We start from the raw sequence: 26,275 nt of genomic DNA on the forward strand, positions 1-26,275 counted from the left end.
ACGGGATCCGGGCTTCCGGACGTACGCCACGTCCTCAGGTTTCGTGCATCCGGGGACGTCAGCGGAGCCAGGCGGCGGTGTCCGGCGGCAGCGTGCCGTCGACCGGGCCGCTGGCCAGCAGCAGCTCGCCGGCGGGGAGATCGACCGGGGTCGTGCCGCAGTTGAGCACGACGGTGACCGGGCCGCGGGTGAACGCGACGACGTCGTCACCGAGGTCGATCATCGACACGTCCTCGCCGGCGGTCCAGGCGAAGTCGCGGCGGACCCGGAGCGCGTCGGTGTAGAACGCGAGCGTCGAGGCGGGGTCGGTCGACTGGGCGGCCACCGTGAGCGTCGCCCACTCGGCCGGCTGCGGGATCCACGGCTGCTCGTGGCCCGGCCCGAAGGCGTACGGCGCCTCGGTGCCTCCCCACGGGATCGGCACCCGGCATCCGTCGCGGCCGACCTCGCCGGTGCGGAGGTACGACGGGTCCTGCCGGTCCTCGGGTGCGACGTCGACCTGCTCCAGGCCGAGCTCCTCGCCCTGGTAGAGGTAGCTCGAGCCGGGGAGCGCGAGCATGGTCAGCGTGGCGGCGCGGGCGCGGGCCAGGCCCTGCTCGCCGCCGCCGTAGCGGGTCGGGTGGCGTACGACGTCGTGGTTGCTGAGCACCCACGTCGGCGCCGCGCCGACGCCGTCGACGGAGGCCAGCGTGCTGGTGATGACCTCGGAGAACGACTCGGCCGACCAGTCGGCGAGCAGCCAGGCGAAGTTGAAGGTCTGGTCGAGCTCGTCGGGACGCACGAAGGCGGCCATCGACTCGACGGTCTGGGTCCAGGCCTCCGCGACGGCCATCCGGTCGGGGCCGGCCTCGTCGAGGATCCGGTGCCACGAGCGGTAGACCTCGTGCACCTCGGGCTGGTCCCACATCGGCTCGTCGGTGACCTTGCGCTCGACCATCTCGCCGGCGCCGCTGACGGGGGTGCCGCCGGGCTCGACGACCTGGTCGCGCAGGGACGCCTCCTTGAAGAGGCCGTGGGCGACGTCGACCCGGAAGCCGTCGACACCGCGGTCGAGCCAGAAGCGCAGGACGCCCTCGAACATCGCGGGCACCTCGGGGTTGCGCCAGTCGAGGTCGGGCTGGGAGGAGTCGAAGAGGTGGAGGTACCACTGGCCGTCGTCGACCTGGGTCCACGCCGGGCCACCGAAGACCGAGCTCCAGTTGTTGGGAGGGGTTCCGTCCGGCTTGCCCTCGGGGGAGTCGCGGAAGAGGTAGCGCGCCCGCTCCGGGCTGCCCGGACCGGCGGCCAGCGCGGCCCGGAACCACTCGTGCTCGTCGGAGGTGTGGTTGGGCACCAGGTCGACCACGACGCGCAGGCCGAGCTCGTGCGCGCGGGCGACCAGGTCGTCGGCGTCGGCGAGCGTGCCGAAGAGCGGGTCGACGTCCTCGTAGTCGGCGACGTCGTAGCCGTGGTCGTGCTGGGGCGAGGTGTAGAACGGCGTGATCCACAGGGCGTCGACGCCGAGGTCCGCGAGGTGCGGGAGCCGCGACGTGATGCCCGGGAGGTCGCCGATGCCGTCGCCGTCGCTGTCGGCGAAGCTGCGGACGTAGACCTGGTAGACGACGGCGTGGCGCCACCAGTCGCTGCGGATTGGATCGTTCACATCAGCCATGCGCCCCATCCTCTCAACTCCGCGCGGGCACGTCGAAACCCCGGTCCGCGGGACCCGTCACCGCGTCGGGACCTGACCGCCGAACATCGCCGGGTCGACGGCGATCCACGTGTGCTCGGCGGTGGCGACGACCCGGCCGTCGGCGTCGTACAGCGTCGAGGCGGTGAAGGTCTTGCGCCCGTCCTGGCCGCGGCCCTCGCCGACGACGACGTGCGGCTCGCCGATCACGGGCAGGTCGTCGACCCGTGCGGTCATCCGGCCGAGCACCATCAGCCGCTCGGAGAGGTCGCCGGCCCAGCCGCCGATGCAGTCGAGCGCCGCCCAGGTCACCGCGACGGACACGCGCGGGTGCTCGTCGACGTAGGCGTGCCAGTCCTCGTGGAGGCTCGGGTGCGGTGTCCAGGCGGCCGCGACCAGGTCGCCCGCCCCCTCCCTGGCGGAGCCGTCGCCGACCCTGCCGGGGAAGATCCGCAGCCCGTCGCCCTCCTCGCGCGACGTACCGCAGGCGAAGCACGTGGGGAAGGGGTGGAACTCGAGCCCGGGGTAGGACGACGAGGCGGCCGCGGCGGCCTCGGGGGAGACCGGCTCCACCTCGGCCAGCGCACGCTCCACGCGGTGCGCGGTCGCGATCGGCGTACCTCCGAAGGACGCCGTGGTCACCCCGTCGTCCTCGCTGACGAGCAGGGGCGTGTCGAGGGGTGGCGGTTGGCGGAGCGAGACCTCGATCGCGGGCCAGCTGTCGCACCGGTTGTCGGGCGAGTCGGGCTCGTCGAGAGCGGCCAGCGCACCGGCCGTCCAGCCCCCGTTGCCCGAGTCGGGTGGTCCGCAGAAACGTCGCGGGACGATGAGTTCGCTCACCCGGGCCACTGTGCCACGGGCGGGTGGAGCGGGGCAGTTGCCGGATGGGACACAATGAGCCTGTGAGTGACCTGATCGACACCACCGAGATGTACCTCCGCACGATCTACGAGCTCGTGGAGGAGGACATCGTCCCGCTGCGTGCCCGGATCGCCGAGCGGCTGCACCAGTCCGGCCCGACCGTCTCGCAGACCGTCGCCCGGATGGAGCGCGACGGCCTGCTGACGGTCGAGGGCGACCGCCACCTCGAGCTCACCGAGGAGGGACTGCTCCTCGCGACCCGCGTGATGCGCAAGCACCGCCTCGCCGAGCGGCTGCTCACCGACGTGATCGGCCTCGACTGGGAGCTCGTGCACGCCGAGGCGTGCCGCTGGGAGCACGTGATGTCGGAGACCGTCGAGCGTCGCCTGCTCGACCTGCTCGACCACCCCACCGAGTCGCCCTACGGCAACCCGATCCCCGGCCTCGACGAGCTCGGCGACACCGTCGGCGAGGACTTCATGGACAACGTCGAGCCGCTGTCCGGAGCCGCCATCACCGAGGACCAGCGCGTCCACGTGAAGCGGATCTCCGAGGAGATGCAGAAGGACGAGGAGCTGATGGGCCTGCTCCGCCGCGTCGGCGCCCTCCCCGGCAAGACCGTCACCATCGCCCGCACCGACGAGGGCATCCTGATCGGCTCCGGCGGGGAGACCGCCGAGCTCGTGGTCGAGGCCGCCGAGCACATCTTCGTGCGGCGCTGAGCTGGCGCTCGAGTCACCGGATATCCGGTGACCGCCCCGGTTGTCGGCCTAGATCTCGGCCGACAAGCGGGAGACTCGGGTGCAGAGGTTCGTCAGGAACTCGCTGCACCCCACCTCGAGCTTGTACGACGCCAACGCGTCGCCGCGGGTCTCGCCACGGTTCACGATGACGATCGGCGTGCCCCCGGCAGCCGCGCGCTTCACGAACCGGAGGCCGCTCATGACGGTGAGGGACGACCCGGCCACGAGGAGCGCGCCCGAGGTGCCGAGCGCCTCGACGGCGGCGTAGCAGCGGGCCACGCGCTCGGCGGGGACGTTCTCGCCGAAGAAGACGACGTGCGGCTTGAGCGGGCCGCCGCACGGGCAGTGCGGCACCACGAAGTCGTCGGTGTCGTCGAGGTCGACGTCACCGTCGGGGCGCGACTCGACCCAGCCGTGCCGCTCGAGCCACTGCGGGTTGAGGGCGTCGAGCTCGTGCTCGAGGTCGGCGCGCGACGACGTCGTGCCGCATTCGAGGCAGATGACCTCCGACACCCGGCCGTGGAGGGCGACGACCGAGCGGGACCCGGCGGCCTCGTGGAGGCCGTCGACGTTCTGCGTGATCAGCAGGTCGGGGTCGAGCGCGGCGAGCGCCCGGTGCCCGTCGTTCGGCAGCGCCCGGCCCATCCGCTGCCAGCCGAGGTGGCTGCGCGCCCAGTAGCGCTGCTGCGCCTCGGGCGTCGCGACGAACTCCTGGTAGGTCATCGGCATCCGCGTCGGCGCGCCCGGGCCGCGGTAGTCCGGGATCCCGGAGTCGGTCGAGAGGCCGGCGCCGGTGAGCACGACCAGCGGCCGCCCGGCCAGCAGGTCGAGGGCCTCAGCGGTGGGTGCGGACGCCAGGATCACGCGTAGCGCGCCTGCGCGCGGGCCCGCGCCTTGGCCGCCTCGACCTCGCGGTTCTTCGGCGGCGCCGCGGTGACGAGGTCGTCGAGGAGGTGCTCGGTGATGTGTGCGATCTCCTTCACCGCGGCGTAGAACCTCTCCTCGTTGGCCTGGGACGGCTTCGTCGTCCCGGCCACCTTGCGAACGTACTGCAGCGCGGCGGCGGTCACCTCGTCACGCGTCGCGGGCGGCTCGAAGTTGTTGAGCGGTCGGATGTTGCGGCACATAGAGGTGAGGGTACGTCCGGCAGCGGCCGCGTCACAGGGCCAGGAACGAGACGTCCGAGCCGGTCACGAGCGCGACCCTGCCGGAGGAGAGCGGCACGAGGCGGACGTCGTACACGTCCTCGCCGTGCTCGACCTCGACCATCCGGTTGGACATCCGCCCGTCGGCGAGCGAGAGCACCGAGACCCAGCCGGTCATCCCCTTCGCGGTGCTGCCGTTGACGACCGCGAGCGCGACGCGCTGGTCGGGCAACCAGGTGAACTGGCGCGGGTCGCTGCCCGCGCCCGCCCACGTGCCGGGGTCGTAGCGCACGACGTCGATCTGGCGCGGGTCGGTGAGGTCGGTGACGTCGAAGAGCGCGGCCTGCGCGCCCTGGACGAGCCCGTCGGAGGTGGCGTCCTGGCCGAGGCCGATGAGCCGGTGCTCGCCGAGCGGGTGGAGGTAGTCGGAGTAGCCGGGGATCTTCAGCTCGCCGAGCAGCACCGGTGCGGCCGCGTTCGTGAGGTCGATCGCGTAGAGCGGGTCGGTCTGGCGGAAGGTCACCACGATCGCGAGGTCGTCGAACCACCGCACCGACTGGATCACCTCCCCGACCCCGAGGTCGTCGACGCGTCCCTCCTCGACCAGGGCCGAGCCGTCCTCGCGCAGCGTGATCACGGAGTTCGAGGTGCCGGTGGTGGCGCTCGGACCGACCGCGATCCGGAGCGAGCCGCCGACGGCGTCCATCGACCAGCGGTCCGCGATGGTGCCCTCGACCTCACCCGAGGCGACGTACGACGCCTCCATCCCGTCGAGCGCGAACGCGAAGATCGGCGTGGTGCCGCTCGGCTCCTGCGGGGACCCGGTGCCGCAGTCGATGCACTCGCTCCACGGGCCCCACCACGCCGGCTGGCCGGCGGCGAGGTAGAACCGGTCGGTCGAGAAGTAGGCCGTGTCGGAGTCCGTCGCGACCGCCGTCGCGGTCCGGAGGGACGGCGAGGCCGGGTCGAGCGCGAGCACCGTCGTGGTGCCGAGCGCGAGGTCGGTGTCGGTCGGCACGGCGACGTCGTCGCAGTCGACGGCTGGCTGTCCCTCGATCGTCGGGAGCCAGTCGGCCAGCGTGGTGGCGCGCACGAGCGAGCGGTTGTGGAGCCGCGACCGCAGCTCGCCGAGGGCGCCGCTGGGCGAGGAGAAGTCGAGCTGCGGCAGGTCGGTCTGCACGACGACGCGCACGACGTCGCCGGTGAGCCGGGCCGCCGTCGCGCGGCCGCTGACCCTGGTGACGTCGACGATCGACGGTGAGCTGGGGTCGGACAGGTCGACCGTCGTGATCGTCGTGCCCGTGTCCGTCGAACCGAAGACCACCGCGCGGCCGCCGACGAGGAGCAGCTCGCCGCCCGGGTCGAGCGGCTGGTTGGTGGTCCTCGAGTCGGCGATCGTGGTGGTCGACAGCAACCGGGGCGCGGCGCCGGAGACGTCGTGGGCCAGCAGCTCCCCGTCGCGCATCCGCAGCAGGAGCGAGCCCGCGACCTTCACCACGTCGGCCTCGTCGACGCCGGCCTCCTGGACGTTGGTGCCGGACTCGTCGCTCGTGGTGCGCGAGGTCGACGGCATCGACCGCTCGACGCCTGCGGCGCTGGAGGAGAGCGGCATCGAGACGTCCCCCTCCTGCGACGAGAAGATGCGCATGTCGCCGACCCAGCCGTAGGCCCCGACCTGCTCGACGCCGCGGTCGACGTAGGACTGGAGGAGCGCGTCGCACGACCCGGTGGTCGTGAGGTCGGCGTTGGCGAGCGCGATGCGGGGCGGCGGGGCAGTGCCCGTGGGGTCGGAGTCCTGGCCGATCGCGTAGCCGACCCCGGCGGCGGCCGCCAGGCTGGTCAGCGCGACGATGCCGGTGATGGTCGTGCGCAGGTGCATGGTCGTGGGACGGGCCCTGCGGCCCGCCGGTTCCCGGCAGCGCGCGTGGCACGATGGCGCGATGAGCGACAGGCCCTTCGACATCGTGCTGTTCGGCGCGACCGGCTTCACCGGCGGGCTCACCGCCGACTACCTCGCCGCCCACGCGCCCGACGGCCTGCGGTGGGCGATCGCCGGCCGCAACGCGGACAAGCTCGAGGGCGTACGTCGTCGGCTGGGCGACCTGGGCGCACCCGACGTCCAGGTGCTCGTCGCCGACGCCACCGATCCCGCCGCCCTGGCCGACGTGGCGCGGCAGGCCCGCGTCGTGGTCACCACGATCGGCCCCTACCTCGCCAACGGCGGCCCGCTCGTCGCGGCCTGCGCCGAGGCCGGCACCGACTACCTCGACCTCACCGGCGAGCCCGAGTTCGTCGACCGGACCTACCTCGAGCACCACCAGACCGCCGTGCGCACCGGCGCCCGGATCGTCCACGCGTGCGGCTTCGACTCCGTCCCGCACGACGTCGGGGCCTACTACACCGTGCAGCAGCTCCCGTCCGACCAGCCGATCACGGTGCGCGGTGTCGTCCGCGCCGGCGGCACGCCGTCCGGCGGCACCTTCCACTCCGCCCTCGACCAGTTCGCCCGCGCGAAGCAGATGAAGAAGACGTACGCCGATCGCCGCCGCGCCGAGGGCAAGCCGGCCGACGGCCGCTCGTCCCGCTCGGTCGGCGGCAAGCCGCACCGCGACCCGGTGCTCGGCTACTGGCTGCTCCCGCTGCCGACCATCGACCCGATCATCGTGGCGCGCAGCGGCGCCAGGCTGCCGTCGTACGGCCCGAAGTTCCGCTACTCCCACTGGGCAGGCACCAAGACGCTGCGCTACGCCGCCGGCGGCGCGATCGGCGTCGGCGCGCTCACCGTCGCCGCGCAGGTGAAGCCGGTGCGCGACTTCCTCAAGGGCAAGGTGCCTCAGGGGTCCGGTCCGGACGCGTCGAAGCGGGAGAAGTCGTGGTTCACCGTCGACTTCGTCGGTGACGCGGGCGGCCAGACCGTCCGCACCCGCGTCTCGGGCGGCGACCCCGGCTACACCGAGACCGCGAAGATGCTGTCCGAGGCCGCACTCTGCCTGGCCCTCGACGACAACCCCGAGACCTCCGGCCAGGTCACCCCGGCGGTCGCGATGGGCGACGCGCTGCTCGCCCGGCTCCAGGCCGCCGGCATCCGGTTCGAGACCCTCTGAGTCGACCCGACTGGAGCATCATGGGGCCATGGCCCTCATGCACCAGGCGACGATCACCCCCACCAAGCAGGAGCTGATGGCGGCGTGGCTGCCGACCCGGGAGTGGTACGACGGCGTGGTCGACCGTGACCCGGTCGCGAGCTTCCGGCTCGACGACCCGGCCGGCGAGGTGGGCGTCGAGTGCTTCCTGCTGGGCGACGCGGCTGGCGGTGGGCTGTTCGTCCCGCTGACCTACCGGGCCGACCGGCTCGCCGGCGTCGACGAGATCGGCGTGATGGAGCACTCCGTGCTCGGGACGCGCTACGTCTACGACGGCCTCCTCGACCCGGTCTGCGTCGGCGTCCTCGCCACCGCGATCGCGACCGGGGGCACCGAGGCCGTGGAGGAGGTCCAGGCCGCGGACGGCACGCGGGCGGTCCGCGATCCCGGCGCGAGGGCGCGCGGCACCGGCACCTCCGCGGCGGTGCCGGACCTCGGCGACGTCTCGGTCCACGACCTCGCGGCCACCACGGTCGTCCGCGCGGGCGACGTCGAGCTGGTGGTGAGGCGTGACCTGGCCGCCGACCTCGCCGCAGCGGAGACCCTCTCGGTCTCCTGGACCGGCGGCACCGTCGACGTGGCCGGACTGCGCCCTACGAGGTGAGTGCGAGCCGGGTTCCGGCAAGCACGCTCGCCACCGCGGCCGGAATCCGGTTCGAGACCCTCTGAGCGGGCGGTCCGGGCCTAGTCGTCGCTCGGCGCCGAGGTCACGTCGTTCGCGAGCATGTCCTCGAGGAGCATCCGCAGCCACTGGTGCGCCGGGTCCTCGCGCCTGCTGGGGTGCCACCAGAACGCCGTCCTGAGCGAGTCCAGCTCCCACGGGCCCGGTACCTCCCGGATCCCGAAGAGGTCGCCCATGTCGGTGATGAGCCGGCGCCCCATCACGGCGACGCGAGAGCTGTCGCGAAGGAAGAACGGCATGCTCATCGAGCCGCTCACGATGACCTCCGCGCGCGGGCGGATGCCGGCGGACAGGATCTGCTGCATGCCACGGGCGACGGTGTTGTCGCCGACCTGGGCAACCACCCAGGGACGTTCGTTGAGGTCCTCGACCGTCAGACGGTGGGTGGGGTCGTCGGCTGCGACGGCGAACACCCACTGGTCGTCGAGGACATCGATGCTTTCCAGGCCCGACAGCCAGCCGTGGGGCAGGAACACGCCGTCGACACTGGCCGCGAGGTGGTCGGCGATGTCGGAGCCCCGGAGCTGACCGGGCTCGACCACCCGGAGCGTGCTGGCCGGAGCCGCCTCCTGCATGGCCAGGCACAGGCGCGGCAGGAGGATCGCCGCGATCACCTCGCCGCACACCACGGTGAACTCGTGCTCCACGCTCGGGTCGAACCGGGTCTTGGCGGCGATGACCCGGTCGACCGCGCGGAGGGCGTCGATCACCCCCGGGTGCAGCTGCCTGGCCAGCGACGTCAGCTCGTAGGTGTTCCCCCTGCGCACGAGCAGCTCGTCGTCGAAGTGTCGGCGGAGACGTGCGAGCGCGGCACTCATCACGGGCTGGCTCACCCCGACCGACGACGCTGCGCGAGACACGTTCCGCTCGCGGAGGAGGCTGTCGAGGGAGTGCAGCAGGTTGAGGTCGAGGCGTCGGAGTCGAGCGTGGTCGATCAACTGGCCTCCTCGGTCGATGTCCGGCTGCGGCGGGGTCGGTCGACCTCGGGCACGGCAGCCAGCTGGCGGGAACGTATCAATCCGGGGCTGCCGAGTCGCCGCCCAGACATATGCCTTGAGCAGATAGTGACTATCTCCACCGGGAGCACGGTCGCGACTCGCGCCGGGCGACGTCGTCGCCCGAGCGTGGGCCCTATCGGCGCCGGCAATAGCAGGTATCGGCAGACGGGAGGGAGAAGCCGTCCGACGCACCTTGTGGACCGCATGTGATGACCGACACAGTTGGTGGCACGAGAATGAATCGTTTCAATCTTCGGCGGCGTGAGTGCTGTCCGGGAGAAGGAGCAACTGTGAGAATCACTCCGAGGAACAGGTCGGTCACCTGCCTGCTCTCGACCGCGCTCGCGCTGGGCGTGGCGTCGCCGGCGGTGTTCCTGGCCACCACGTCGCCCTCGCACGCTGAGGTGGCGCGGCCGTCGGCGCCCGCCATCACGGCACCCGTCGTCAAGAAGAGCTCGGCCTTCGCCAAGGAGCTCGAGAGCAAGTACGTCGACCCCGACCGGGTCTACAGCACCGACGTGCGCTGGTGGCTGGGCGAGGCGGCCAACACCGACGAGTCCCTGCTGGAAGAAATCCAGGCGCTCTACGACGCGGGATACCGCGGCGTGGAGCTGTGCATGCAGAGCGACGCCGTCGCTCCAGACGCGCAGTACGCCTACGGCTCCGACATGTGGACGCACAAGTGGAACCTGATGATGAACAAGATGCTCGACCTGGGCATGGCGGTCTACCTCACCTCGGGCACCAACTGGGCCACCTCCAACGTGCCCGGCCTCGACCCGGCGAGCCAGCAGGCGATGCAGAACATCACCCTCGGCACGGGCACCGTGGCGGCCGGCCAGGCCCTGACGACCGTGCCCGTCCCGGCAGCTGCCAACGCACGTCGCGCCGGCGCCACGTTCGTCACGGCCTACGCCTACAAGGTGACCACGGGCAACGCGGTCGACCCGAACAGCTTCATCGACCTCAAGGCCAACGTGACGCAGGGCGCGGACGCCTGGACCCAGAATCTGAGCTGGACCGCCCCCAACGACGGCACCTACCGGGTCTTCGGTGTGTGGACCCAGGGCACGTACCACGCCTCCAGCCCGTCCGCCCAGCCTGCCTACGCGACCAACTACTTCGACACGCGCGGGGTCCAGGCGCTCCGGACCTACTGGGAGCAGCATTACCTCGCGGACCCCGCGCTGCGAGCGAAGATCGCCGAGGGCGACGTCCAGCTGTTCATGGACTCCCTCGAGATCAACTTCGGCACCGGTGGTGCGACCTGGTGGGCCGCGGACATGGCCGCCGAGTTCAAGAGGCGCAAGGGCTACGACATCACGCCGTACCTCTTCCTCTTCCAGGACGTGAACGCCAGCCCCTTCACGCCGTACCACGAGGTGCGCAACACCGGCACGTACAAGCTCGACGGCGCGGAGATCAAGCGCCAGGGCATCATCAACGACTACCAGGACGTGCTCACCCAGCTGTACCGCGAGCGGATGCTCCAGCCACTCAAGACCTGGCTCAACTCAGTAGGCATCGAGACCCGCGCCCAGATCTCCTACGGCCGGCCGCTTGAGATGTCGGAGCCGGCGATGGACGTCGACTACCCCGAGGCCGAGAACTTCAACCAGTACGACAACGTCGACATCCTGCGACTCTGGACGGGCGGCGCCAAGCTCGAGAACAAGGTGCTCTCCACCGAGACCGGCGCCCAGCTCGGCCCTTACAGCGGAACCCGTCAGATGGACCTGCACGACGCGTACGCCCAGTACGCCGCCGGCTTCCAGCGCATCGTGTGGCACGTGTGGGGCGCCGGGTACAGCTTCGGCAGCTTCGCCTGGCCCGGTCACAACGCCACCGGGTTCCGCCAGCTCGGCACCCGTAACCCGGGATATTCCGACTACGACGAGTTCAACGCCCACATGGGCCGGGTCCAGCAGCTCCTGCAGACCGGCAAGTCGCGCACCGACGTCGGCTTCATCAACCAGAAGTGGATCCACGGCGTCGCCTACAACGCCGGCATCGGCAGCGACAACGGGAACATGAACTGGCAGTACGCCCACCAGGGCGTCTACTACCGCTCGACCGAGCTGCAGGACAACGGCTACACCTACGACTACTTCAGCCCGAAGTTCCTCTTCGACGACGACGTCCACTTCGACACGACGACCAAGACGATCGAGAAGGCCGGCTACAAGGCCATCGTGCTCTACCAGGACTGGCTCGACCTCGAGGCGGCCAACCGGATCCGCCGGTGGGCCAAGCAGGGCCTCAAGGTCGTGATCCTGGAGAACGCCGGCAACCGCACGCCCTTCAACGACGGCAAGGACGTCGCGCTGAAGAAGGTCATGGACGAGCTCAAGACCCTCCCCACTGTGCGCCAGGCCACGGTCTACGACGACATCGACTACTTCAGCGCCCAGCCGGGCGGTTATGACGACAACGTCCTGGAGAAGCTGCAGGAGCTCGGCGTGGAGCCCTACTCCGGCTTCCCCGAGCCCAACCTGCAGCTGCTCACGCAGACCCGCGAGGACGAGGAGGGAAACCAGTTCCTCTACGTCTACAACTACGACCCGGCCAACTACCTCGACAAGAGCCACAAGGCCAGCGTCCGCAACGCCACGCACAACCAGAACATCAAGACCGACATCGTCCAGGACGGACTGTTCGTGCCGTACGTCATCGACTCCTGGACCGGTGAGACGACGCAGCTGGCCGACTATCGGTGGGAGGACGGCAAGACCATCGTCCCGATCGACCTCGACTACGACAACATCGAGCTCCTCGCCTTCGAGAAGGTCGACGAGGCCCAGCTGCACATTCTCGACACCAACGCCGACTCGGCGTACGCCACCGAGGACGGGGTCGCGATGCGTACCTCCGAGTCGGGCACGGTCACCGCGGAGCTCAGTGACGGCACCGTGATCGACCAGGCGGTCGAGGTCCCCGGGGCGTACGACATCACCGACTGGGACCTCACGGTCGAGTCGTGGCGTCCCAACGCGACCCAGGGCGACCTGACTCGCACCGAGACCATCGACGGACTGACCACCACCAACCGGAAGACCTCCACGGTGGTGACCGACATCGACGTCCAGCTCGACACCCTGACGACCTGGGACAAGATCCCCGAGGTCGGGAAGGCCGTCTCCGGCAAGGGCCACTACGAGGCGACGTTCGACTGGGACGCCGGCTCGGCCAGTGGCGCCTACCTCGACTTCGGCAAGGACCTCGAGGACTCGATGGTGGTCTGGATCAACGGCCGGAAGGTGGGCGGCGAGAAGAGCACCAACCCGACCAAGGCCACGAAGGACGTCGGAGGCGTCGGCAAGCCGACCATCGACGACGGACGCGGCAACCAGGTCCCGCTGGTGGGCACCGACCTCTACACCGGAGGCCTCAACTGGTCCACCCCGGTGGCCGACGTCAGCGACTACCTCGTCGACGGTGAGAACGAGATCGTCATCGACTACTCCTCGGCACTGGCCAACGTCCAGCTCGACCGTGGCATCGTCACGGAGGCGTTCCCGCGCATCCCGCGCGGCAACCCGTGGTGGATGAACGACGTGAAGTACCTGTCGTTCGGTCCGCAGCAGGCGAAGATCGTGCCGTTCGTGGACGTCGAGTACAGCGCCGAGGCTCCGACGCCGCCCACCACGAGCCCGACCCCCACGACCAACCCGACCCCGACGTCGACGGCCACCCCGACCCCCACCCCGACGCCGACCCCGGTGGTGGAGCCGAAGGTGACGGTCAAGGGCAAGGTGAAGGCCGGTCAGCGGTTGAAGGTCCGCATCCGCGACCTGTCGGTGAACAAGGTCGAGCTCACCCTGGGCGGCAGGAAGCTCGCCGTGGCCAAGGTGAAGGACGGCAAGGTGACCATCACCACGGTCGTTCCTCGAGGCATGACGGGCCGCAAGGTCCTGCGCGTCCTCGACCGGAAGGGGACCGTCCTCTACAAGACCACGGTGCGGGTCACGAAGAGGTAGGCAGTCTGACCGAGCCCGCGAGACCGGTCAGGTTGCAGCGAGGGGTCACGCCATCAGGCGTGGCCCCTCGTTGCGGTGACCGCATCCCCCACGAAAGAGGAGGCCCGTCCGATGGACATCTCGGCCCTCACTGACACCGACACCGTCCTCCTTCAGCACCTGGCGCAGGGGTGGAACGGCTCACGCATCGCATCACACCTCGGCGTCCGCGTCGGCGGTGTGCGCGAGGACATCAGGAGGATCCGGCGGACCCTGGGCGCGACGAACAACACCCACGCCGTCGTGATCGCCGTGCGAGCCGGACTGATCTGACGTCCGCCGGAGTCGCGCAGACCCGACGCCCGCGCCGGAGACCCCGTGAGGTTGCTCAGGGCGCGAGCGCCAGCTCCGGTCGGCCCACCGGTCCGGCGAGCACGCTCGCCACCGCCTCGGCCGCGAGCGCGACGACGTCGTCCGCGAGCCCGGCGCGCGGGCAGACGTAGAGCATCAGGGGCTCCGGCGCCGGCAGGTCGGGGACGGCGACCATCCCCGGCGGGGCCTCGTCGAGGGCCATCAGGGCGACGCCGAGCCCGGCGCTGACCGCCGCCTGCACCCCGGCCAGCTGGGTGGCCTCGGCGCCGATGGTGGCGGGCAGGCCGTGGTCGGCCAGCGTCTGGAGCGCGCGCTTGCGCAGCTCGCACGGGTTGTCGAAGGCGACGACCGCCACCGGGTCGGGTGGGGTGGGACGCCGCCACGTCTCGGCGGCGTACCAGGTCAGCTCCAGCGCGCCGACCGGCACCGCGCCGGGGTGGTCGGCGGCGTTGAGCAGCAGGGCGAGGTCGACCTGCCCGGACGCGAGGCCCTCGCGCAGGCGGGCGCCGCGGTCGATGCGGTAGCGGAACGTGGTGGCCGACCCGGCGTCTTCGAGCGACGCCGACAGGGACGGCAGCAGCCGGGCGGCCGCGTGCTCGGTCGAGCCGATCGTGATCTCGAGGTCGGCCCCCGTCAGGTTACGCAGCGCCTCGTCGTGAGCCGCGAGGATCCGCCGGGCCGCTGCTAGCAGGCGCTCGCCGTCGGCGGTGAACCGCGAGCCGCGACCGTGCCGCTCCACGAGCCGCAGCCCGGTGGCGGACTCGAGACGGCGCACGTGCTGGCTGACCCCGGCCTGGCTCAGGTGCAGGCGCTCGGCCGCGCGCTGGAAGCCGCCGTGGTCGGCGACCGCGACGAGGCTGCGGAGGGGGCCGATGTCAAGGATGCGTTCCATGTCGATCAGATTAGTCGACTATTGATCACGCTGCGTGATGACACGCATCACGGACCGGCGTTGGATCGATCAACAAAAGTCCACTAAGTTGGTAGAGAAAGGTGATTCAAGCGCGAGAGGGAGTCGATGGGCACGAGGCAGATGCACCTGGGAGCGGTGCCGTACGGCACGGGCGGGCCCGGCAGCCACACGCTGTGGCTCGACCCCGAGATCCCGGGCGACGCCAGCGTCAACATCGACTGGTTCGTCGAGATGGCCCAGCTGGCCGAGCGCGGCAAGTTCGACCTGGTCTTCATCGTCGACAGCCAGTTCATCACGCCGTTCTCCCCTCCGCACTACCTCAACCGGCTCGAGCCGCTCACGCTCCTGAGCGCGCTCGCCACCCAGACCAGCCGGATCGGCCTGGTCGGGACGGCGACCACGAGCTTCAACAGCCCGTTCAACCTGGTCCGCCGCTTCGGCAGCCTCGACCTCATCAGCAAGGGCCGCGCCGGCTGGAACGTCGTCACGACCGGCGACGCCGGGACGGCCGGCAACTACGGCCTCGACGAGCACTACGACTACGACACCCGTTACGGCCGCGCGCAGGAGTACGTCGAGCTCGCCCGGGCGCTGTGGGACTCCTACGAGGACGACGCCTTCGTCCGCGACCGCGAGACCGGCCAGTTCCTCGACGCCAGCAAGCAGCACGTGCTCGACCACGAGGGCACCTACTTCTCCGTGCGCGGACCGCTCAACATGGTGCGCTCGGCCCAGGGCCACCCGGTCGTCTTCCAGGCCGGCGACTCCGACCAGGGCCGCGACCTGGGCGCCAGCGTGGGGGAGGGCATCTTCACCTTCGCCCCCGACATCCCCAGCGGGCAGGCGTTCTACGACGACATCAAGACCCGCGCCCGCGACAAGTTCGGCCGCAACCCCGACCACCTCGTGGTCATGCCGGGCATCAAGGTCGTCGTCGGCGACACCGACGAGGACGCCCGCGAGATCGAGGCGGCCAACAACGACCGCGACCACACCTTCGGAGCCGCGCTGCGCGAGTTCGGCCGCCCCTTCGGCTGGCACGACTTCACCCAGTACGACCTCGACGCGCCGTTCCCGGCCGAGGCGCTGGTCCACGGCGAGCGCTCGTTCTACACCCAGGCCAAGGCCGTGACGCAGCGCGCGGTCGACAACGGGTGGTCGCTTCGCCAGGCGGTCGAGACCACCCGCGCCTTCCGCAAGAGCGAGTTCGTCGGGTCGCCCACCACGGTCGCCGACAAGCTCGTCGAGTGGTGGGAGGCCCGGGCCTGCGACGGCTTCAACATCGGCCTCGACCACCCGGCCAACTTCCGCCGGATCGTCGACGAGGTCGTCCCGATCCTCCAGGAGCGCGGCGTCTTCCGCGCCGCCTACGACTCCACCCACCTGCGCGGGCATCTCGGGCTGCCCGTGCCGGAGAACCGCCACACGGCGGCCCGTCGCGTCGGCTGACCCCGGCCGGCACCACCCCCACCCACACCGTCGTACGACTCGACCCAGATCGACACCGACCCGACCCGAAAGGCACACGCCCACCATGACGCGCGCCAGCAGCACCCCCCTCCTCACCCCGTCCCGCCGCGGCTTCCTCGGCCTCAGCCTCGCCGCCGGCCTCGTGCTCGGCCTCGAGGCCTGCGGCGGCACCTCGACCGCCGGAGGCAGCGGCTCGGCCGGCGGCACCGGCACCATCAAGTGGGCCTGGCAGCTCCCGACCACCTGGGACCCGGTCACCTCGTCGGCCGGCTCGGACGTGCAGATGCTCGCCCTGACCTACGACGCCATCACGGCCCTCGACGACCAGGGCAACGCCTCGCCGTGGCTGGCGGAGAAGTGGACCTACGACGCCTCCGGCAAGTCGGTGACGTTCACCCTGCAGCCGGACCTCAAGTTCAGCGACGGCAGCCCGCTCGACGCCACCGCGGTCGCGAAGTCGATCGAGCGCGGTCGCACCCAGGACGGGTCGCTGATCGCCCCGCAGATGGCGACGATCAAGTCGGTCAAGGCGGACGGCGACCTCGACGTCGTCATCGAGCTGACCGAGGTCGACTACCAGTACCCGCTCCTCTTCGCAGGCAAGACCGGCATGGTCGTGAACCCGGCCGCCTTCGAGAAGGACGTCGACGCGCTGGCGACCCAGCCGGCCGGTTCCGGACCGTTCACCCTGACGTCCTACGTGCAGAACGACCACGCGACGCTGAAGAAGAACCCGAACTTCTCCGCCGCCGACGAGATCAAGGTCGAGAACTTCGAGCTCTACCCGCAGCCCGACCCCTCGACCGCGGTCGCCGCGGCCCGCTCCGGGCAGTTCAACCTCGTCCGCCTCGGCGGCGCGCAGCTGCAGCAGGCCAAGGACGCCGGCCTCGACGTGCAGGTCATCGACACCATGTTCGTCAGCGTCCTCGACGTGAACGCGACCATGGCGCCCTTCGACGACCCGGCGGTCGTCGAGGCGATGAAGTACGCCATCGACCGCGAGAAGCTGAAGGAGGTCGCGGCCTTCGGTGTCGGCGACGTCAGCTACCAGCCCTTCCCGCCCGGCTACGTCGGCTACAACCCGGAGCTGGCGACGCTCTACGCCTACGACCCCGACAAGTCGCGCCAGATCCTCGAGGACGCCGGTCTCAAGACCCCGATCAAGGCGGTCTTCACCAGCAGCGGCCAGAGCGACGCGGCCGTCGAGCTGATCCAGGCGCAGCTCAAGGAGGTCGGCATCGAGGCGACGATCGACTCGATCCCGGCGACCCAGCACACGCAGCTGGTCTACCTCGAGCACTCCAAGGCGCTCGCCTACGACGGCTTCGCCGGCCGTGAGTCTCCCGTGCAGGCCTTCCAGGTGCTCTTCGGCGCCGAGGGCCTGATGAACCCGGGCCGCATCTCCAGCCCCGAGCTCGAGTCGCAGCTGGAGAAGGTCAAGAACACGCCGACCGACGACCCGACCTACCCCGCCCTGCTCCAGGAGGCGACGAAGATCGCGGTCACGACGTTCCCGAACACCTTCCTGACCCTCGTCCCCGCCGTCATCGCCCGCAAGGGCGTCAGCGGGCTCCCGACGCGGCCGAGCCTGCGGCGCTTCGAAGGCGTCACGGCGTGAGCCTCACCGTCGCCCCCGAGGCAGGCACGGCGCCGCCCGACCTGCAGCCGCCGGTGCCGGGCGACTCGCCCGCCGCCGCAGTGGCTCGCCCGCGCCGCGTCGTACCCCTGGTGCGCGCGGTCGCCGGCGGCCTCGCGGTCGCCGTCACGGTGCTCCTGCTCGCCTCGGTCATCACCTTCGCCCTCGGCGCGCTGAGCGACAGCAACCCGGCCGCGGCGGTGCTCGGCGAGACCGCGACCCCCGACGACATCGCCCGGATGAACCACGAGTTCGGACTCGACCGACCGCTGGTCGAGCAGTACGTCTCGTGGGTCGGCAGCGCGGTGCAGGGCGACCTCGGGCGGTCGTGGTTCACCACGATCCCGGTGGCCGACAGCATCAAGCAGGCGCTCCCGGTCGACCTCTCCATCGCGGCACTCGCCCTGGTGCTCGCCATCATCATCGGCGGCGGCGCCGGGATCGGCGCCGCGCTGAGCAACGGCGGCGCCTTCGACCGCGTGGTCACGCTGTTCTGCTCGGTGCTCGCCACGCTGCCGCCGTTCGTCATCGGCATGGCCCTCATCGTGGTCTTCTCGGTGAAGCTGCAGCTGCTGCCCTCGGGCGGCTACGTGCCCATCGACCAGGACCCCGCCCAGTGGCTGCGGTTCGCGATCCTGCCGTCCCTGGCGCTCAGCCTCGACGTCGCTGCCTCGATCGCCCGGCAGCTGCGCACGTCGATGGTCACCGCACTGGGCGACAACTACGCGATCGGCGCCGAGATGCGCGGCTACGGCCGCTCCCGGGTGCTGTTCGGGCACGTGCTGCGCAACGCTGCCGGACCGACGCTGGCCGTCATCGGCCTCGCGATCCCGCTGATCGTCGGCGGTGCCGTGATCACCGAGCGGCTCTTCGGCCTGCCGGGCGTCGCGCAGCTCGCCCTGCAGTCCGCCGAGCGCGGCGACGTACCGGTCGTCCTCGGCACGCTCCTCGTCACGGCCGTCGTCGTGGTCGTCGCGAGCTCGATCGTCAACGTGCTGCAGAAGTCCCTCGACCCGACCGCCCGACGCCAGGGGGTGCTCCGATGACCGTCGTCCGCAACCTCTGGCGCATCCCGTCGGCCCGCTTCGCGCTCGTCGTGCTCGCAGGGATCGCCTTCCTCACCGTCTTCGGCGGTGCGCTCGCCCCGCACGACCCGCTCCAGCAGTACACCGACCACGTCCTCGAGGGTCCGTCCGCGGCGCACTGGCTCGGCACCGACTACGTCGGCCGCGACGTGCTCAGCCGGCTGATGTCCGGCACCCGGCTCTCCGTCGTCGGCGCGTTCGAGGCGGTCGTCATCGGCGCCGTGCTCGGGGTCCCGTCGGGCCTCGCGTCGGCGTGGCTCGGCACCCGCCTGGAGTGGCTGACGCTGCGGATCAGCGACACGCTGGTGATCCTCCCCTTCACGGTCTTCGCCATCGCCGTCGCCGGCACGCTCGGCAACGGGCTCCAGCAGGCGATGTTCGCGATCGGCGTGCTGATCAGCCCGATCTTCTACCGCGTCACCCGCGCCGTCGCGCTCGGCATGCGCCGCCAGCAGTACGTCGAGGCGGCCGAGCTGATGGGCGCCACCGAGTGGTGGACCCTGCGCAAGCACATCTGGAGCAAGGTGCTGCCCAACGTGGCGGTCACCTCCGCCCAGGCCACCGGGTCCGCGCTCCTCGTCGTCGCGTCGCTCTCGTTCCTCGGCCTCGGCGTCTCGCCGCCTGCCCCGACCTGGGGCGGGATGCTCGCCTCCGACCTGGACTACCTGGCCCAGCAGCCGTGGGCGCCGGTGTTCCCCGGCCTCCTGATGATGGCCACGGTCGGCTCCCTCAACCTGCTCGCCGACGCGGTGCGCGAGGCGACCGGCGACGCACCCCGTCGTCGTACGCCGTCCCGCGCCGCGCGCGCCACCGCCCGCTCCGCGCGGAAGGAGACCGCCCATGTCTGACCCGACCACGAGCCCGACCACGAGCCCGACCGCCAGCCCGGTCCTGGAGGTGAGCGGCCTCCAGGTCTCCGTCGGCGACCACCTCGTCGCCGTCCACGACGTCTCGTTCTCGATCGGCCTCGGCGAGTCCGTCGGCCTGGTGGGGGAGTCCGGCAGCGGCAAGACCCTCACCTGCCGCTCCGTGCTCGGCCTGCTGCCGGCGACCGGGGAGATCGACCACGGCCGCATCGTGCTGGGTGGCACCGAGCTGACCGGCGCCAGTCGTCGTACGTGGAACGACGTGCGGGGCACCCGTCTCGGCGCGGTGTTCCAGGACTCCGCGTCCTACCTCAACCCGTCGCTGACGGTCGGGCACCAGCTCGCGGAGCAGCTGCGCGTGAAGCGTGGGATGTCGCGGAGTGATGCCCACAGCCGGGCCGTCGAGCTGTTCGCCGAGGTCGGTCTGCACGACCCCGAGGGGGTCTTCCACCAGTACCCGCACGAGCTCTCCGGCGGCATGCAGCAGCGCGTCCTCATCGCCATCTCGGTCTCCTGCGAGCCCGAGCTGCTCATCGCCGACGAGGCCACGACCGCGCTCGACGTGGTGATCCAGGCCGAGATCCTCGACCTGCTCGACCGGCTCCGGGAGACGCACGGCCTCTCGCTGCTGCTCGTCACCCACGACCTCGCCGTCGTGGCCGAGACCTGCGAGCGGATCCTCGTGATGTACGGCGGCGAGATCGTCGAGAGCGGCACCACCGAGGAGGTGCTCGCCCGTCCCCGGCACCCCTACACGCAGGCGTTGATGGGAGTCGCCACGATCGGCACCTGGGAGCGCCGCTCCCTCGAGATCATCCCCGGCCAGCCGCCCACCGTCGGCGAGGACATGCCCGGCTGCCGGTTCGCCCCGCGCTGCCGGTTCGCCACCGACCAGTGCACCTCGGGCCCGATCGCCCTCACCGACCTCGGTGAGGGTCGGGCCGCCCGATGCGCCCGGATCGACGAGCTCGAAGGAGCCCTCGCATGACTGCCACCCGTGAGCACGTCGGGACGATCAACGAGGCGCCGGCGCGCGTGGCCCCGCTGCTGCGGGTCACCGACCTGTCGGTGTCGTACGCCCGTCCCCGCAAGGGCACGCACCTCGGCACCGGCGCCGCCCTGACCGACGCCACCCTCGAGGTCCGCCCCGGCGAGATCGTCGGGATCATCGGCGAGACCGGTTCGGGCAAGACCACCCTGGCGCGAGCCACGGTCGGCCTGGTCCGGCCGCGCTCCGGCCGCATCGAGTTCGACGGCCAGGACATGGGATCGCTGAAGGGACGGGCCCTGCGCGACTTCCGCCGCTCGGGCCAGGTCCAGCTCGTCTTCCAGGACCCGCTGCGCTCGCTGGACCCGGACCTCACCGTCGCCGACCTCGTCCGCGAGCCGCTCGACATCGCGGGCACCCTGACGCGGACCGAGCGTGACGAGCGGGTGGCGGAGTCCCTGCGCCTCGTCGGGCTCGAGCCGGACAGCATGCTCGGTCGACGGCCTCGCCAGCTCTCGGGCGGCCAGCGCCAGCGCGTCTCCCTGGCCCGGGCCATCTCGACGCGCCCGCAGCTGCTGTTCTGCGACGAGCCCGTCTCCGCGCTCGACGTGTCGAACCGCAACCTCGTCCTCAGCCTGCTCGACCGGCTGCGCCGCGAGCTCGACCTGGCGGTCGTGATCATCGCCCACGACCTCAGCTCGCTGGCCGGGATCGCGGACCGGGTCGCGGTCTTCTACCGCAGCCGCGTCGTGGAGCAGGGGCCGATCCAGGCCGTCCTCGAGCAGCCGGCGCACCCCTACACGGGTCTGCTGACCGCGTCGGCCCCGAGCGTCACCCACGTCGACCGGCTCCGGCCCGACCAGCTGCGACCGCCGTCCGACGCCCGGGTGTGGACCTCTCCCGACGCGTGCGTCTTCGCCAACCGCTGCCGCTTCGCGCACGACGCGTGCGCCATCCAGCCCCTGCCGGTCGCGCTGACCGACGAGCGCGAGGCCGCGTGCCACGTCGCCGGCGAGTGGCGCGCCCAGCTCACCGAGACCCAGGAGTCCTGATGACCATCAAGCTCATCGGCATCACCGCCACGCAGGAGACCAGCAACGCCCCGTCGGAGCACAACCGCGTCGACGGGATCTCGGCCCAGACCGAGGCCGGCGTCCCGGTCGGGCCGACCGTCAACCCGGCGTACGCCGCCCGCCTGGCGCAGGCGCACGAGGCGGCGGGCTTCGACCGGGTCCTCATCGCGCACTCGTCGGCGACCCCCGACGGCTTCCTGGTGGCCTCGCACGTCCTCCAGTCGACCGAGCGGCTCGGCGTCCTGCTCGCCCACCGTCCGGGCTTCCTGGCCCCGACCCTGGCCGCGCGCGCCTACGCCACCCTCGACGCCTTCCACCCCGGCCGGGTCGCGATGCACGTCATCACCGGCGGCGACGACGTCGACCAGGCCCGCGACGGCGACTTCTCCGACAAGACGACCCGCTACCGCCGCACCGACGACTTCCTCACCGTCCTGCGCCGCGAGTGGGAGTCGAGCGAGCCCTTCGACCACGAGGGCGAGTTCTACCGCGTGAAGGGTGCGTGGTCGGCGGTCCGTCCCACGCCGGGCGGCATCCCGATCTACTTCGGCGGGGCGTCGGACGACGCCATCCGGGTCGGCGGCAAGCACGCCGACGCGTACGCCTTCTGGGGCGAGCCGCTCGAGGGCATCCGCGAGCGGATCGACCAGGTCCGGGCGGCAGCGGCGCCGTACGGCCGGGACCCGCGCTTCAGCGTCAGCCTCCGGCCCATCGTCGCCGACACCGAGGCCGAGGCCTGGGCGCGCGCCGAGCAGATCCTCGCCGCCACCCAGGAGCGCTGGGGCACCACCCGCCGCACGTTCGGGCTCGACGGCCGCAACGCCGTCGGCTCGCAGCGCCTGCTCGACGCCGCCGACAAGGGCGACGTCCACGACAAGCGACTGTGGACCGCGCTGGCGAAGGTCACCGGCGCCACCGGCAACTCCACCGCCCTCGTCGGCACGCAGGAGCAGGTCGCCGACGCGCTCCTCGACTACGTCGCGCTGGGCGTCACCACCCTGCTCATCCGCGGCTTCGACCCCCTGGCCGACGCCACGTCGTACGCCCCCGTCATCGACCTGGTCCGCAACGGCGCCGACCGGCGCCTCGCCCTCGCCTGAGCCCTCCCGAGAGAAGGAACACCATGACCGCCTCGCCCACCCCTGCGCCCTACGACTCCGTCGAGATCCTCGGCATGATCGGCACCGCCGACTCCTCCGAGATCCGGCCCTCGTCCGGACCCGTCGTCGACCCCGACTACACGGCCCGCTTCGCGCAGGCCCACGAGGACGGCGGCTTCGACCGGGTCCTCATCGGCTACGGCTCCGGCTGGTCCGAGGGCACCCAGGTCGCGGCGTACGCCGCCGCCCACACCGAGCGGCTCGGCCTCCTCGTCGCGCACCGTCCCGGCGTCGTGCACCCGACCCTGGCCTCGCGCACCTTCAGCACCCTCGACCACTTCTCGAAGGGCCGCGTCGCGCTCAACATCGTGACGGGCGGCAACGACACCGAGCAGCGACGCGAGGGCGACTACCTGCCGCACGACGAGCGCTACGCCCGCACCGACGAGTACCTCCAGGTCCTGCGCCAGTCGTGGGACACCACGGGCCCGCGCGACTTCGAGGGCAGCTACTACCGCTTCGAGGGCTTCGACCCGCAGGTCCGCCCCTACGAGGACCGACACCTCGAGCTGTTCTTCGGCGGCAGCTCGCCGGCGGCGTACACCGTCGGCGCCAAGCGAGCCGACACCTACATGCTCTGGGGCGAGCCCCTCGCCGAGACCGGCGAGCAGATCGCGACCGTGGGTCGCGAGGCCGCGGCCGCCGGGCGCACGACGCCGCGCATCTCCGTCTCCTTCCGCCCGATCCTCGGTCGCACGGACGAGGAGGCGTGGGAGCGAGCGCACGGCATCCTCGACACGATCAGCGGCTCCGTCGGCAAGGCCTTCAAGGAGAAGGTCGGCCGCATCCACCCGCAGGGTGGGGGCCCGCAGAACGCCGGCTCGCAGCGGCTCCTCGCCGTCGCCGAGAAGGGCGACGTGCACGACCGTTGCCTCTGGACGCCGACCACCACGGCGGTGGGCGGCGGCGGCAACTCGACCGCGCTCGTCGGCTCGCCCGAGACGGTCGCGGCCGCGATCCTCGACTACGTGGAGATCGGGGTCAACACCGTCCTGATCCGCGGCTACGACCCGCTCCAGGACGCCATCGACTACGGCCGCGACCTGCTGCCGCTGGTCCGCCAGGAGCTCGCCCACCGTGCCGGGACCGCCCGTGCCTCCTGAAGCTCCCCGTCCCGCCCTCGGCCTGCCCCTGAGCGGCGTCCGGGTCGTCGAGCTCGCCCACGTCGCGGCCGGTCCGTTCGCCGGGATGCTCCTGGCCGACCTCGGTGCCGACGTGGTCAAGGTCGAGCCGCCCACGGGTGACCAGATGCGGGCGTGGCCGCCGTTCGCCCGCGACGAGGACGGCGGCGCGTTCAGCCACAACTTCGCCTCGGTCAACCGCAACAAGCGCAGCATCACCGCCGACCTCAAGGATCCCGACCAGCTCGCGGAGGTGCGCTCGCTGGTCGCCGCCGCCGACGTCGTCGTGGAGAACTACCGCCCGGGCGTGCTCGACCGGCTCGGCCTGGGCTACGACGAGGTGTCGGCCGGCCACCGCGGGATCGTCTACGCGTCGATCTCCGGCTACGGGTTGGGCAGTCCCTACGTCAACGACGGGGCGTACGACGTCGTGATCCAGGGGATGTCCGGCCTGATGAGCGTGACCGGTGAGCCGGACGGGAACCCGGTCAAGTCGGGCGTGCCCGTCGGGGACTTCACCGCGGGCCTCTACGCCGCCTACACGATCGCCGCGATGCTGCCGCAGGTCCGCGAGAGCGGCACGTCGGTGCGGCTGGACGTGCCGATGCTGGACTGCCTGATCGGGGTGTCCGCGCTGCAGACGAGCGAGTACTGGGGCTCCGGCCGCGAGCCGGAGCGCCTCGGCACGGCGCACCCGCGCAACGCGCCGTACCAGGGCTTCTCCGCCGCCGACGGCGACCTCACGATCGCGGCCGGCAACGACAAGCTCTGGGCGGCCGTCGCCGAGGTGGTCGGGCTCCCGCACCTGGTCCACGACCCGCGCTTCGTCACGCAGGGAGATCGCGTGGAGCACCAGCGCGAGCTCGCCGGCCTCCTCGGTGAGCAGCTCGCCCAGGAGAAGCGCGCCCACTGGCTGACCGAGCTCCGTGCGCGCGGTGTGCCGTGCGGTCCGGTCAACACCTTCGGTGAGGCGCTCGCCGACCCCCACGTCGAGGCGACCGGGCTGGTCGCCCGGCTGGACGTCCCCGTTGCGGGGGAGACGCCGACGGTCGTCTACCCGGTGCGCATCTCCGGACTGGCACCGCGACTGGAGCGCGGCGCCCCCGGGCTCGGCGCCCACCCGGAGGTCGTCGAGGAGTGGGCAGGGGAGTGGTCGGCGTGACCGTCATCGTCGATCGCGGTCCGGTGTGGACCGTCACCCTCGACCGGCCGACGCGTGCCAACGCGCTGTCCGCCGAGCTCGTCGAGTCGCTGCACGCGACCCTCGACGAGGTGGACGCCGCGCGACCCGACGCGCTCGTGCTGCGCGGCAACGCCCGCCACTTCGCCGCCGGGTTCGACCTCGGCGGCCTCGAGGACGAGACCGACGCGACCCTGGTCCTGCGCTTCCTGCGGATCGGTGACCTGCTCGAGCGGCTGATCGCGGCGCCGTGCACCACGGTCGCCGTGGTCGAGGGCGCGGCGATCGGTGCAGGTGCGGACCTCGTCCTCGCGTGCGACCACCGGCTCGTCGACCCGTCGGTGACCCTCCGGTTCCCGGGATCGGCCTTCGGCGTCGCGCTCGGCGTGCTGCGCCGCGCCGAGCTCGACGAGAGCTGGTCGACGGGGGTGCCGGCCGACCTCGCGGACGTGCTCGCCGCCCCACGACCCGCACGCCCCCACCACGACAGCGACGCCGAGGTGAGCGCGCTCGCCCGCTCGGTGTCCGCCCCGGGCATCCACGCCCGCATCACGGCGTACGCCGAAGACATCAGGAAGGCCGCCCAGGCCAGGAAGAAGGAGTCCGCATGACCGCGCAGCAGGAGATCGTCCCGATCCAGAGCGAGACGCCCGCGATCGCGGCGCTCGCACGAACCGTCGAGGACCTCATCGGCCGGGGTCTCGACGAGCAGGCCCTGACGGCGGCCGTCCGCACCGAGCTCGAGCGCACCCTCGCCGAGGGCTTCGAGCTGCCGGCCGAGCAGGTGGCCCCCGACCCGGTCCGCTACGTGATGTACCCGCTGCACGTCGCGGCCGACGGCAGCTTCTCCATCGCGAGCGCCGTCTGGGACGTCGGCCAAGGAACGCCGGTCCACGGCCACGAGACCTGGGGCGTCGTCGGCATCTACTCCGGCGTCGAGGTCGAGACCCGCTACGAGAAGCCCACCTCGCCCGACGTGCCCCTCGTGGGCCAGGGCACCGACGAGTGGGGCGCCGGCGAGGTCACCGTCTGCTGCACGACCGACGACGACGTGCACCAGGTCCGGTGCGGCGGCGACCAGCCGGTCGTCGGCATCCACGTCTACGGCGCCGACATCGGGACCCTCCCGCGCCGCAGCTACGACCCCGAGACCGGTGCCGTGCACTGGTTCACCTCGCGCTGGGCCTGAGCCCGCCCCACCTGACGACCCGAGA

At 71.6% G+C, this 26,275-nt stretch carries 23 protein-coding genes; 16 read left to right on the plus strand and 7 right to left on the minus strand.

What is annotated here, in order from left to right; genetic code table 11:
• Positions 1-58: 58 nt before the first annotated feature.
• Together EUA93_RS10180 and EUA93_RS10185 are read right to left on the minus strand one after the other, a co-directional pair.
• Positions 59-1,651 carry a glycoside hydrolase family 13 protein gene (locus tag EUA93_RS10180; RefSeq protein ID WP_207208650.1) on the minus strand — a complete coding sequence of 531 codons (1,593 nt, stop codon included), beginning with the start codon at positions 1,649-1,651 and terminating at the stop codon, positions 59-61.
• 57 nt (positions 1,652-1,708) lie between these two features.
• On the minus strand, positions 1,709-2,509 hold the full coding sequence (locus EUA93_RS10185; protein ID WP_207208651.1) for a hotdog family protein: 801 nt from the start codon (positions 2,507-2,509) through the stop codon (positions 1,709-1,711).
• 62 nt (positions 2,510-2,571) lie between these two features.
• Between EUA93_RS10185 and EUA93_RS10190 the strand changes: the two genes are divergently transcribed.
• Positions 2,572-3,252, plus strand: coding sequence for an iron-dependent transcriptional repressor DtxR (locus EUA93_RS10190; protein ID WP_129400028.1), 681 nt, complete (start codon positions 2,572-2,574; stop codon positions 3,250-3,252).
• A gap of 48 nt (positions 3,253-3,300) precedes the next feature.
• Here EUA93_RS10190 and EUA93_RS10195 read toward each other — a convergent pair whose 3' ends face one another.
• The 3 genes from EUA93_RS10195 to EUA93_RS10205 are packed head-to-tail and all read right to left on the minus strand — an operon-like array spanning position 3,301 to position 6,297.
• Positions 3,301-4,137 (minus strand): Sir2 family NAD-dependent protein deacetylase, encoded by an 837-nt coding sequence (locus EUA93_RS10195; protein ID WP_129400029.1) that lies wholly within the window; start codon positions 4,135-4,137, stop codon positions 3,301-3,303.
• Positions 4,134-4,400 (minus strand): DUF2277 domain-containing protein, encoded by a 267-nt coding sequence (locus EUA93_RS10200; RefSeq protein ID WP_129400030.1) that lies wholly within the window; start codon positions 4,398-4,400, stop codon positions 4,134-4,136. Before EUA93_RS10200 ends, EUA93_RS10195 begins: the two co-directional genes overlap by 4 nt.
• Positions 4,401-4,431: 31 nt before the next feature.
• A complete protein-coding gene (locus EUA93_RS10205) occupies positions 4,432-6,297 on the minus strand; it encodes a beta-propeller domain-containing protein (protein ID WP_165355121.1) in 1,866 nt (621 codons plus the stop codon).
• A 61-nt stretch (positions 6,298-6,358) separates the two neighbouring features.
• Here EUA93_RS10205 and EUA93_RS10210 point away from each other — a divergent pair, with 61 nt between their 5' ends.
• Entirely contained in the window at positions 6,359-7,522 is a 1,164-nt protein-coding gene (locus EUA93_RS10210; protein WP_129400032.1) for a saccharopine dehydrogenase family protein, read from the plus strand.
• A 28-nt stretch (positions 7,523-7,550) separates the two neighbouring features.
• Complete coding sequence (locus EUA93_RS10215; RefSeq protein WP_129400033.1) at positions 7,551-8,165, plus strand: maltokinase N-terminal cap-like domain-containing protein; 615 nt, start codon at positions 7,551-7,553, stop codon at positions 8,163-8,165.
• Between the two features lie 80 nt (positions 8,166-8,245).
• Here EUA93_RS10215 and EUA93_RS10220 read toward each other — a convergent pair whose 3' ends face one another.
• Complete coding sequence (locus EUA93_RS10220) at positions 8,246-9,181, minus strand: LysR family transcriptional regulator (RefSeq protein ID WP_129400034.1); 936 nt, start codon at positions 9,179-9,181, stop codon at positions 8,246-8,248.
• A gap of 350 nt (positions 9,182-9,531) precedes the next feature.
• Here EUA93_RS10220 and EUA93_RS10225 point away from each other — a divergent pair, with 350 nt between their 5' ends.
• Positions 9,532-13,218, plus strand: coding sequence for a glycosyl hydrolase (locus EUA93_RS10225; RefSeq protein ID WP_207208652.1), 3,687 nt, complete (start codon positions 9,532-9,534; stop codon positions 13,216-13,218).
• Positions 13,219-13,329: 111 nt separating this feature from the next.
• Positions 13,330-13,530: a helix-turn-helix domain-containing protein gene (locus EUA93_RS10230; RefSeq protein ID WP_129400036.1), complete on the plus strand. Its 201-nt coding sequence runs from the start codon at positions 13,330-13,332 to the stop codon at positions 13,528-13,530.
• 55 nt (positions 13,531-13,585) lie between these two features.
• On the opposite strand, the gene EUA93_RS10235 is transcribed toward EUA93_RS10230, so the two are convergent.
• Complete coding sequence (locus EUA93_RS10235; protein WP_129400037.1) at positions 13,586-14,461, minus strand: LysR family transcriptional regulator; 876 nt, start codon at positions 14,459-14,461, stop codon at positions 13,586-13,588.
• Positions 14,462-14,587: 126 nt separating this feature from the next.
• Here EUA93_RS10235 and EUA93_RS10240 point away from each other — a divergent pair, with 126 nt between their 5' ends.
• The 11 genes from EUA93_RS10240 (at position 14,588) to EUA93_RS10290 (ending at position 26,250) form a co-directional block, all read left to right on the plus strand.
• Positions 14,588-15,931 carry an NtaA/DmoA family FMN-dependent monooxygenase gene (locus EUA93_RS10240; RefSeq protein ID WP_129400038.1) on the plus strand — a complete coding sequence of 448 codons (1,344 nt, stop codon included), beginning with the start codon at positions 14,588-14,590 and terminating at the stop codon, positions 15,929-15,931.
• An 85-nt stretch (positions 15,932-16,016) separates the two neighbouring features.
• Complete coding sequence (locus EUA93_RS10245) at positions 16,017-17,570, plus strand: ABC transporter substrate-binding protein (protein WP_129400039.1); 1,554 nt, start codon at positions 16,017-16,019, stop codon at positions 17,568-17,570.
• A complete protein-coding gene (locus tag EUA93_RS10250; RefSeq protein ID WP_207208653.1) occupies positions 17,567-18,634 on the plus strand; it encodes an ABC transporter permease in 1,068 nt (355 codons plus the stop codon). The genes EUA93_RS10245 and EUA93_RS10250 overlap by 4 nt, the downstream gene beginning before the upstream one ends.
• Entirely contained in the window at positions 18,631-19,521 is an 891-nt protein-coding gene (locus EUA93_RS10255) for an ABC transporter permease (RefSeq protein ID WP_129400040.1), read from the plus strand. Before EUA93_RS10250 ends, EUA93_RS10255 begins: the two co-directional genes overlap by 4 nt.
• The gene (locus EUA93_RS10260) at positions 19,514-20,527 is read left to right on the plus strand and encodes an ABC transporter ATP-binding protein (RefSeq protein WP_129400041.1); all 1,014 of its coding nucleotides are present in this window, start codon (positions 19,514-19,516) and stop codon (positions 20,525-20,527) included. The genes EUA93_RS10255 and EUA93_RS10260 overlap by 8 nt, the downstream gene beginning before the upstream one ends.
• On the plus strand, positions 20,524-21,579 hold the full coding sequence (locus EUA93_RS10265; RefSeq protein ID WP_129400042.1) for an ABC transporter ATP-binding protein: 1,056 nt from the start codon (positions 20,524-20,526) through the stop codon (positions 21,577-21,579). Before EUA93_RS10260 ends, EUA93_RS10265 begins: the two co-directional genes overlap by 4 nt.
• Positions 21,579-22,700, plus strand: coding sequence for an LLM class flavin-dependent oxidoreductase (locus tag EUA93_RS10270; protein ID WP_129400043.1), 1,122 nt, complete (start codon positions 21,579-21,581; stop codon positions 22,698-22,700). The genes EUA93_RS10265 and EUA93_RS10270 overlap by 1 nt, the downstream gene beginning before the upstream one ends.
• A gap of 23 nt (positions 22,701-22,723) precedes the next feature.
• A complete protein-coding gene (locus EUA93_RS10275; RefSeq protein ID WP_129400044.1) occupies positions 22,724-23,863 on the plus strand; it encodes an LLM class flavin-dependent oxidoreductase in 1,140 nt (379 codons plus the stop codon).
• Positions 23,853-25,043: a CaiB/BaiF CoA transferase family protein gene (locus tag EUA93_RS10280; protein ID WP_129400045.1), complete on the plus strand. Its 1,191-nt coding sequence runs from the start codon at positions 23,853-23,855 to the stop codon at positions 25,041-25,043. Before EUA93_RS10275 ends, EUA93_RS10280 begins: the two co-directional genes overlap by 11 nt.
• On the plus strand, positions 25,040-25,672 hold the full coding sequence (locus EUA93_RS10285; protein WP_165355122.1) for an enoyl-CoA hydratase/isomerase family protein: 633 nt from the start codon (positions 25,040-25,042) through the stop codon (positions 25,670-25,672). Before EUA93_RS10280 ends, EUA93_RS10285 begins: the two co-directional genes overlap by 4 nt.
• The gene (locus EUA93_RS10290; protein WP_129400047.1) at positions 25,669-26,250 is read left to right on the plus strand and encodes a cysteine dioxygenase family protein; all 582 of its coding nucleotides are present in this window, start codon (positions 25,669-25,671) and stop codon (positions 26,248-26,250) included. The genes EUA93_RS10285 and EUA93_RS10290 overlap by 4 nt, the downstream gene beginning before the upstream one ends.
• Positions 26,251-26,275: the final 25 nt, after the last annotated feature.

The sequence above is a fragment of the Nocardioides oleivorans genome (genome assembly GCF_004137255.1).
Lineage (GTDB): Bacteria > Actinomycetota > Actinomycetes > Propionibacteriales > Nocardioidaceae > Nocardioides > Nocardioides oleivorans.

Excerpts from the sequence above, each read along its gene's own strand:
- EUA93_RS10230 (WP_129400036.1), top strand. The coding sequence starts at position 13,330 with ATGGACATCTCGGCCCTCACTGACACCGACACCGTCCTCCTTCAGCAC.
- EUA93_RS10235 (WP_129400037.1), bottom strand. The coding sequence starts at position 14,461 with ATGGAACGCATCCTTGACATCGGCCCCCTCCGCAGCCTCGTCGCGGTC.
- EUA93_RS10200 (WP_129400030.1), bottom strand. The coding sequence starts at position 4,400 with ATGTGCCGCAACATCCGACCGCTCAACAACTTCGAGCCGCCCGCGACG.
- EUA93_RS10255 (WP_129400040.1), top strand. The coding sequence starts at position 18,631 with ATGACCGTCGTCCGCAACCTCTGGCGCATCCCGTCGGCCCGCTTCGCG.
- EUA93_RS10275 (WP_129400044.1), top strand. The coding sequence starts at position 22,724 with ATGACCGCCTCGCCCACCCCTGCGCCCTACGACTCCGTCGAGATCCTC.
- EUA93_RS10205 (WP_165355121.1), bottom strand. The coding sequence starts at position 6,297 with ATGCACCTGCGCACGACCATCACCGGCATCGTCGCGCTGACCAGCCTG.
- EUA93_RS10270 (WP_129400043.1), top strand. The coding sequence starts at position 21,579 with ATGACCATCAAGCTCATCGGCATCACCGCCACGCAGGAGACCAGCAAC.
- EUA93_RS10245 (WP_129400039.1), top strand. The coding sequence starts at position 16,017 with ATGACGCGCGCCAGCAGCACCCCCCTCCTCACCCCGTCCCGCCGCGGC.
- EUA93_RS10215 (WP_129400033.1), top strand. The coding sequence starts at position 7,551 with ATGGCCCTCATGCACCAGGCGACGATCACCCCCACCAAGCAGGAGCTG.
- EUA93_RS10265 (WP_129400042.1), top strand. The coding sequence starts at position 20,524 with ATGACTGCCACCCGTGAGCACGTCGGGACGATCAACGAGGCGCCGGCG.
- EUA93_RS10260 (WP_129400041.1), top strand. The coding sequence starts at position 19,514 with ATGTCTGACCCGACCACGAGCCCGACCACGAGCCCGACCGCCAGCCCG.
- EUA93_RS10290 (WP_129400047.1), top strand. The coding sequence starts at position 25,669 with ATGACCGCGCAGCAGGAGATCGTCCCGATCCAGAGCGAGACGCCCGCG.
- EUA93_RS10240 (WP_129400038.1), top strand. The coding sequence starts at position 14,588 with ATGGGCACGAGGCAGATGCACCTGGGAGCGGTGCCGTACGGCACGGGC.
- EUA93_RS10210 (WP_129400032.1), top strand. The coding sequence starts at position 6,359 with ATGAGCGACAGGCCCTTCGACATCGTGCTGTTCGGCGCGACCGGCTTC.
- EUA93_RS10180 (WP_207208650.1), bottom strand. The coding sequence starts at position 1,651 with ATGGCTGATGTGAACGATCCAATCCGCAGCGACTGGTGGCGCCACGCC.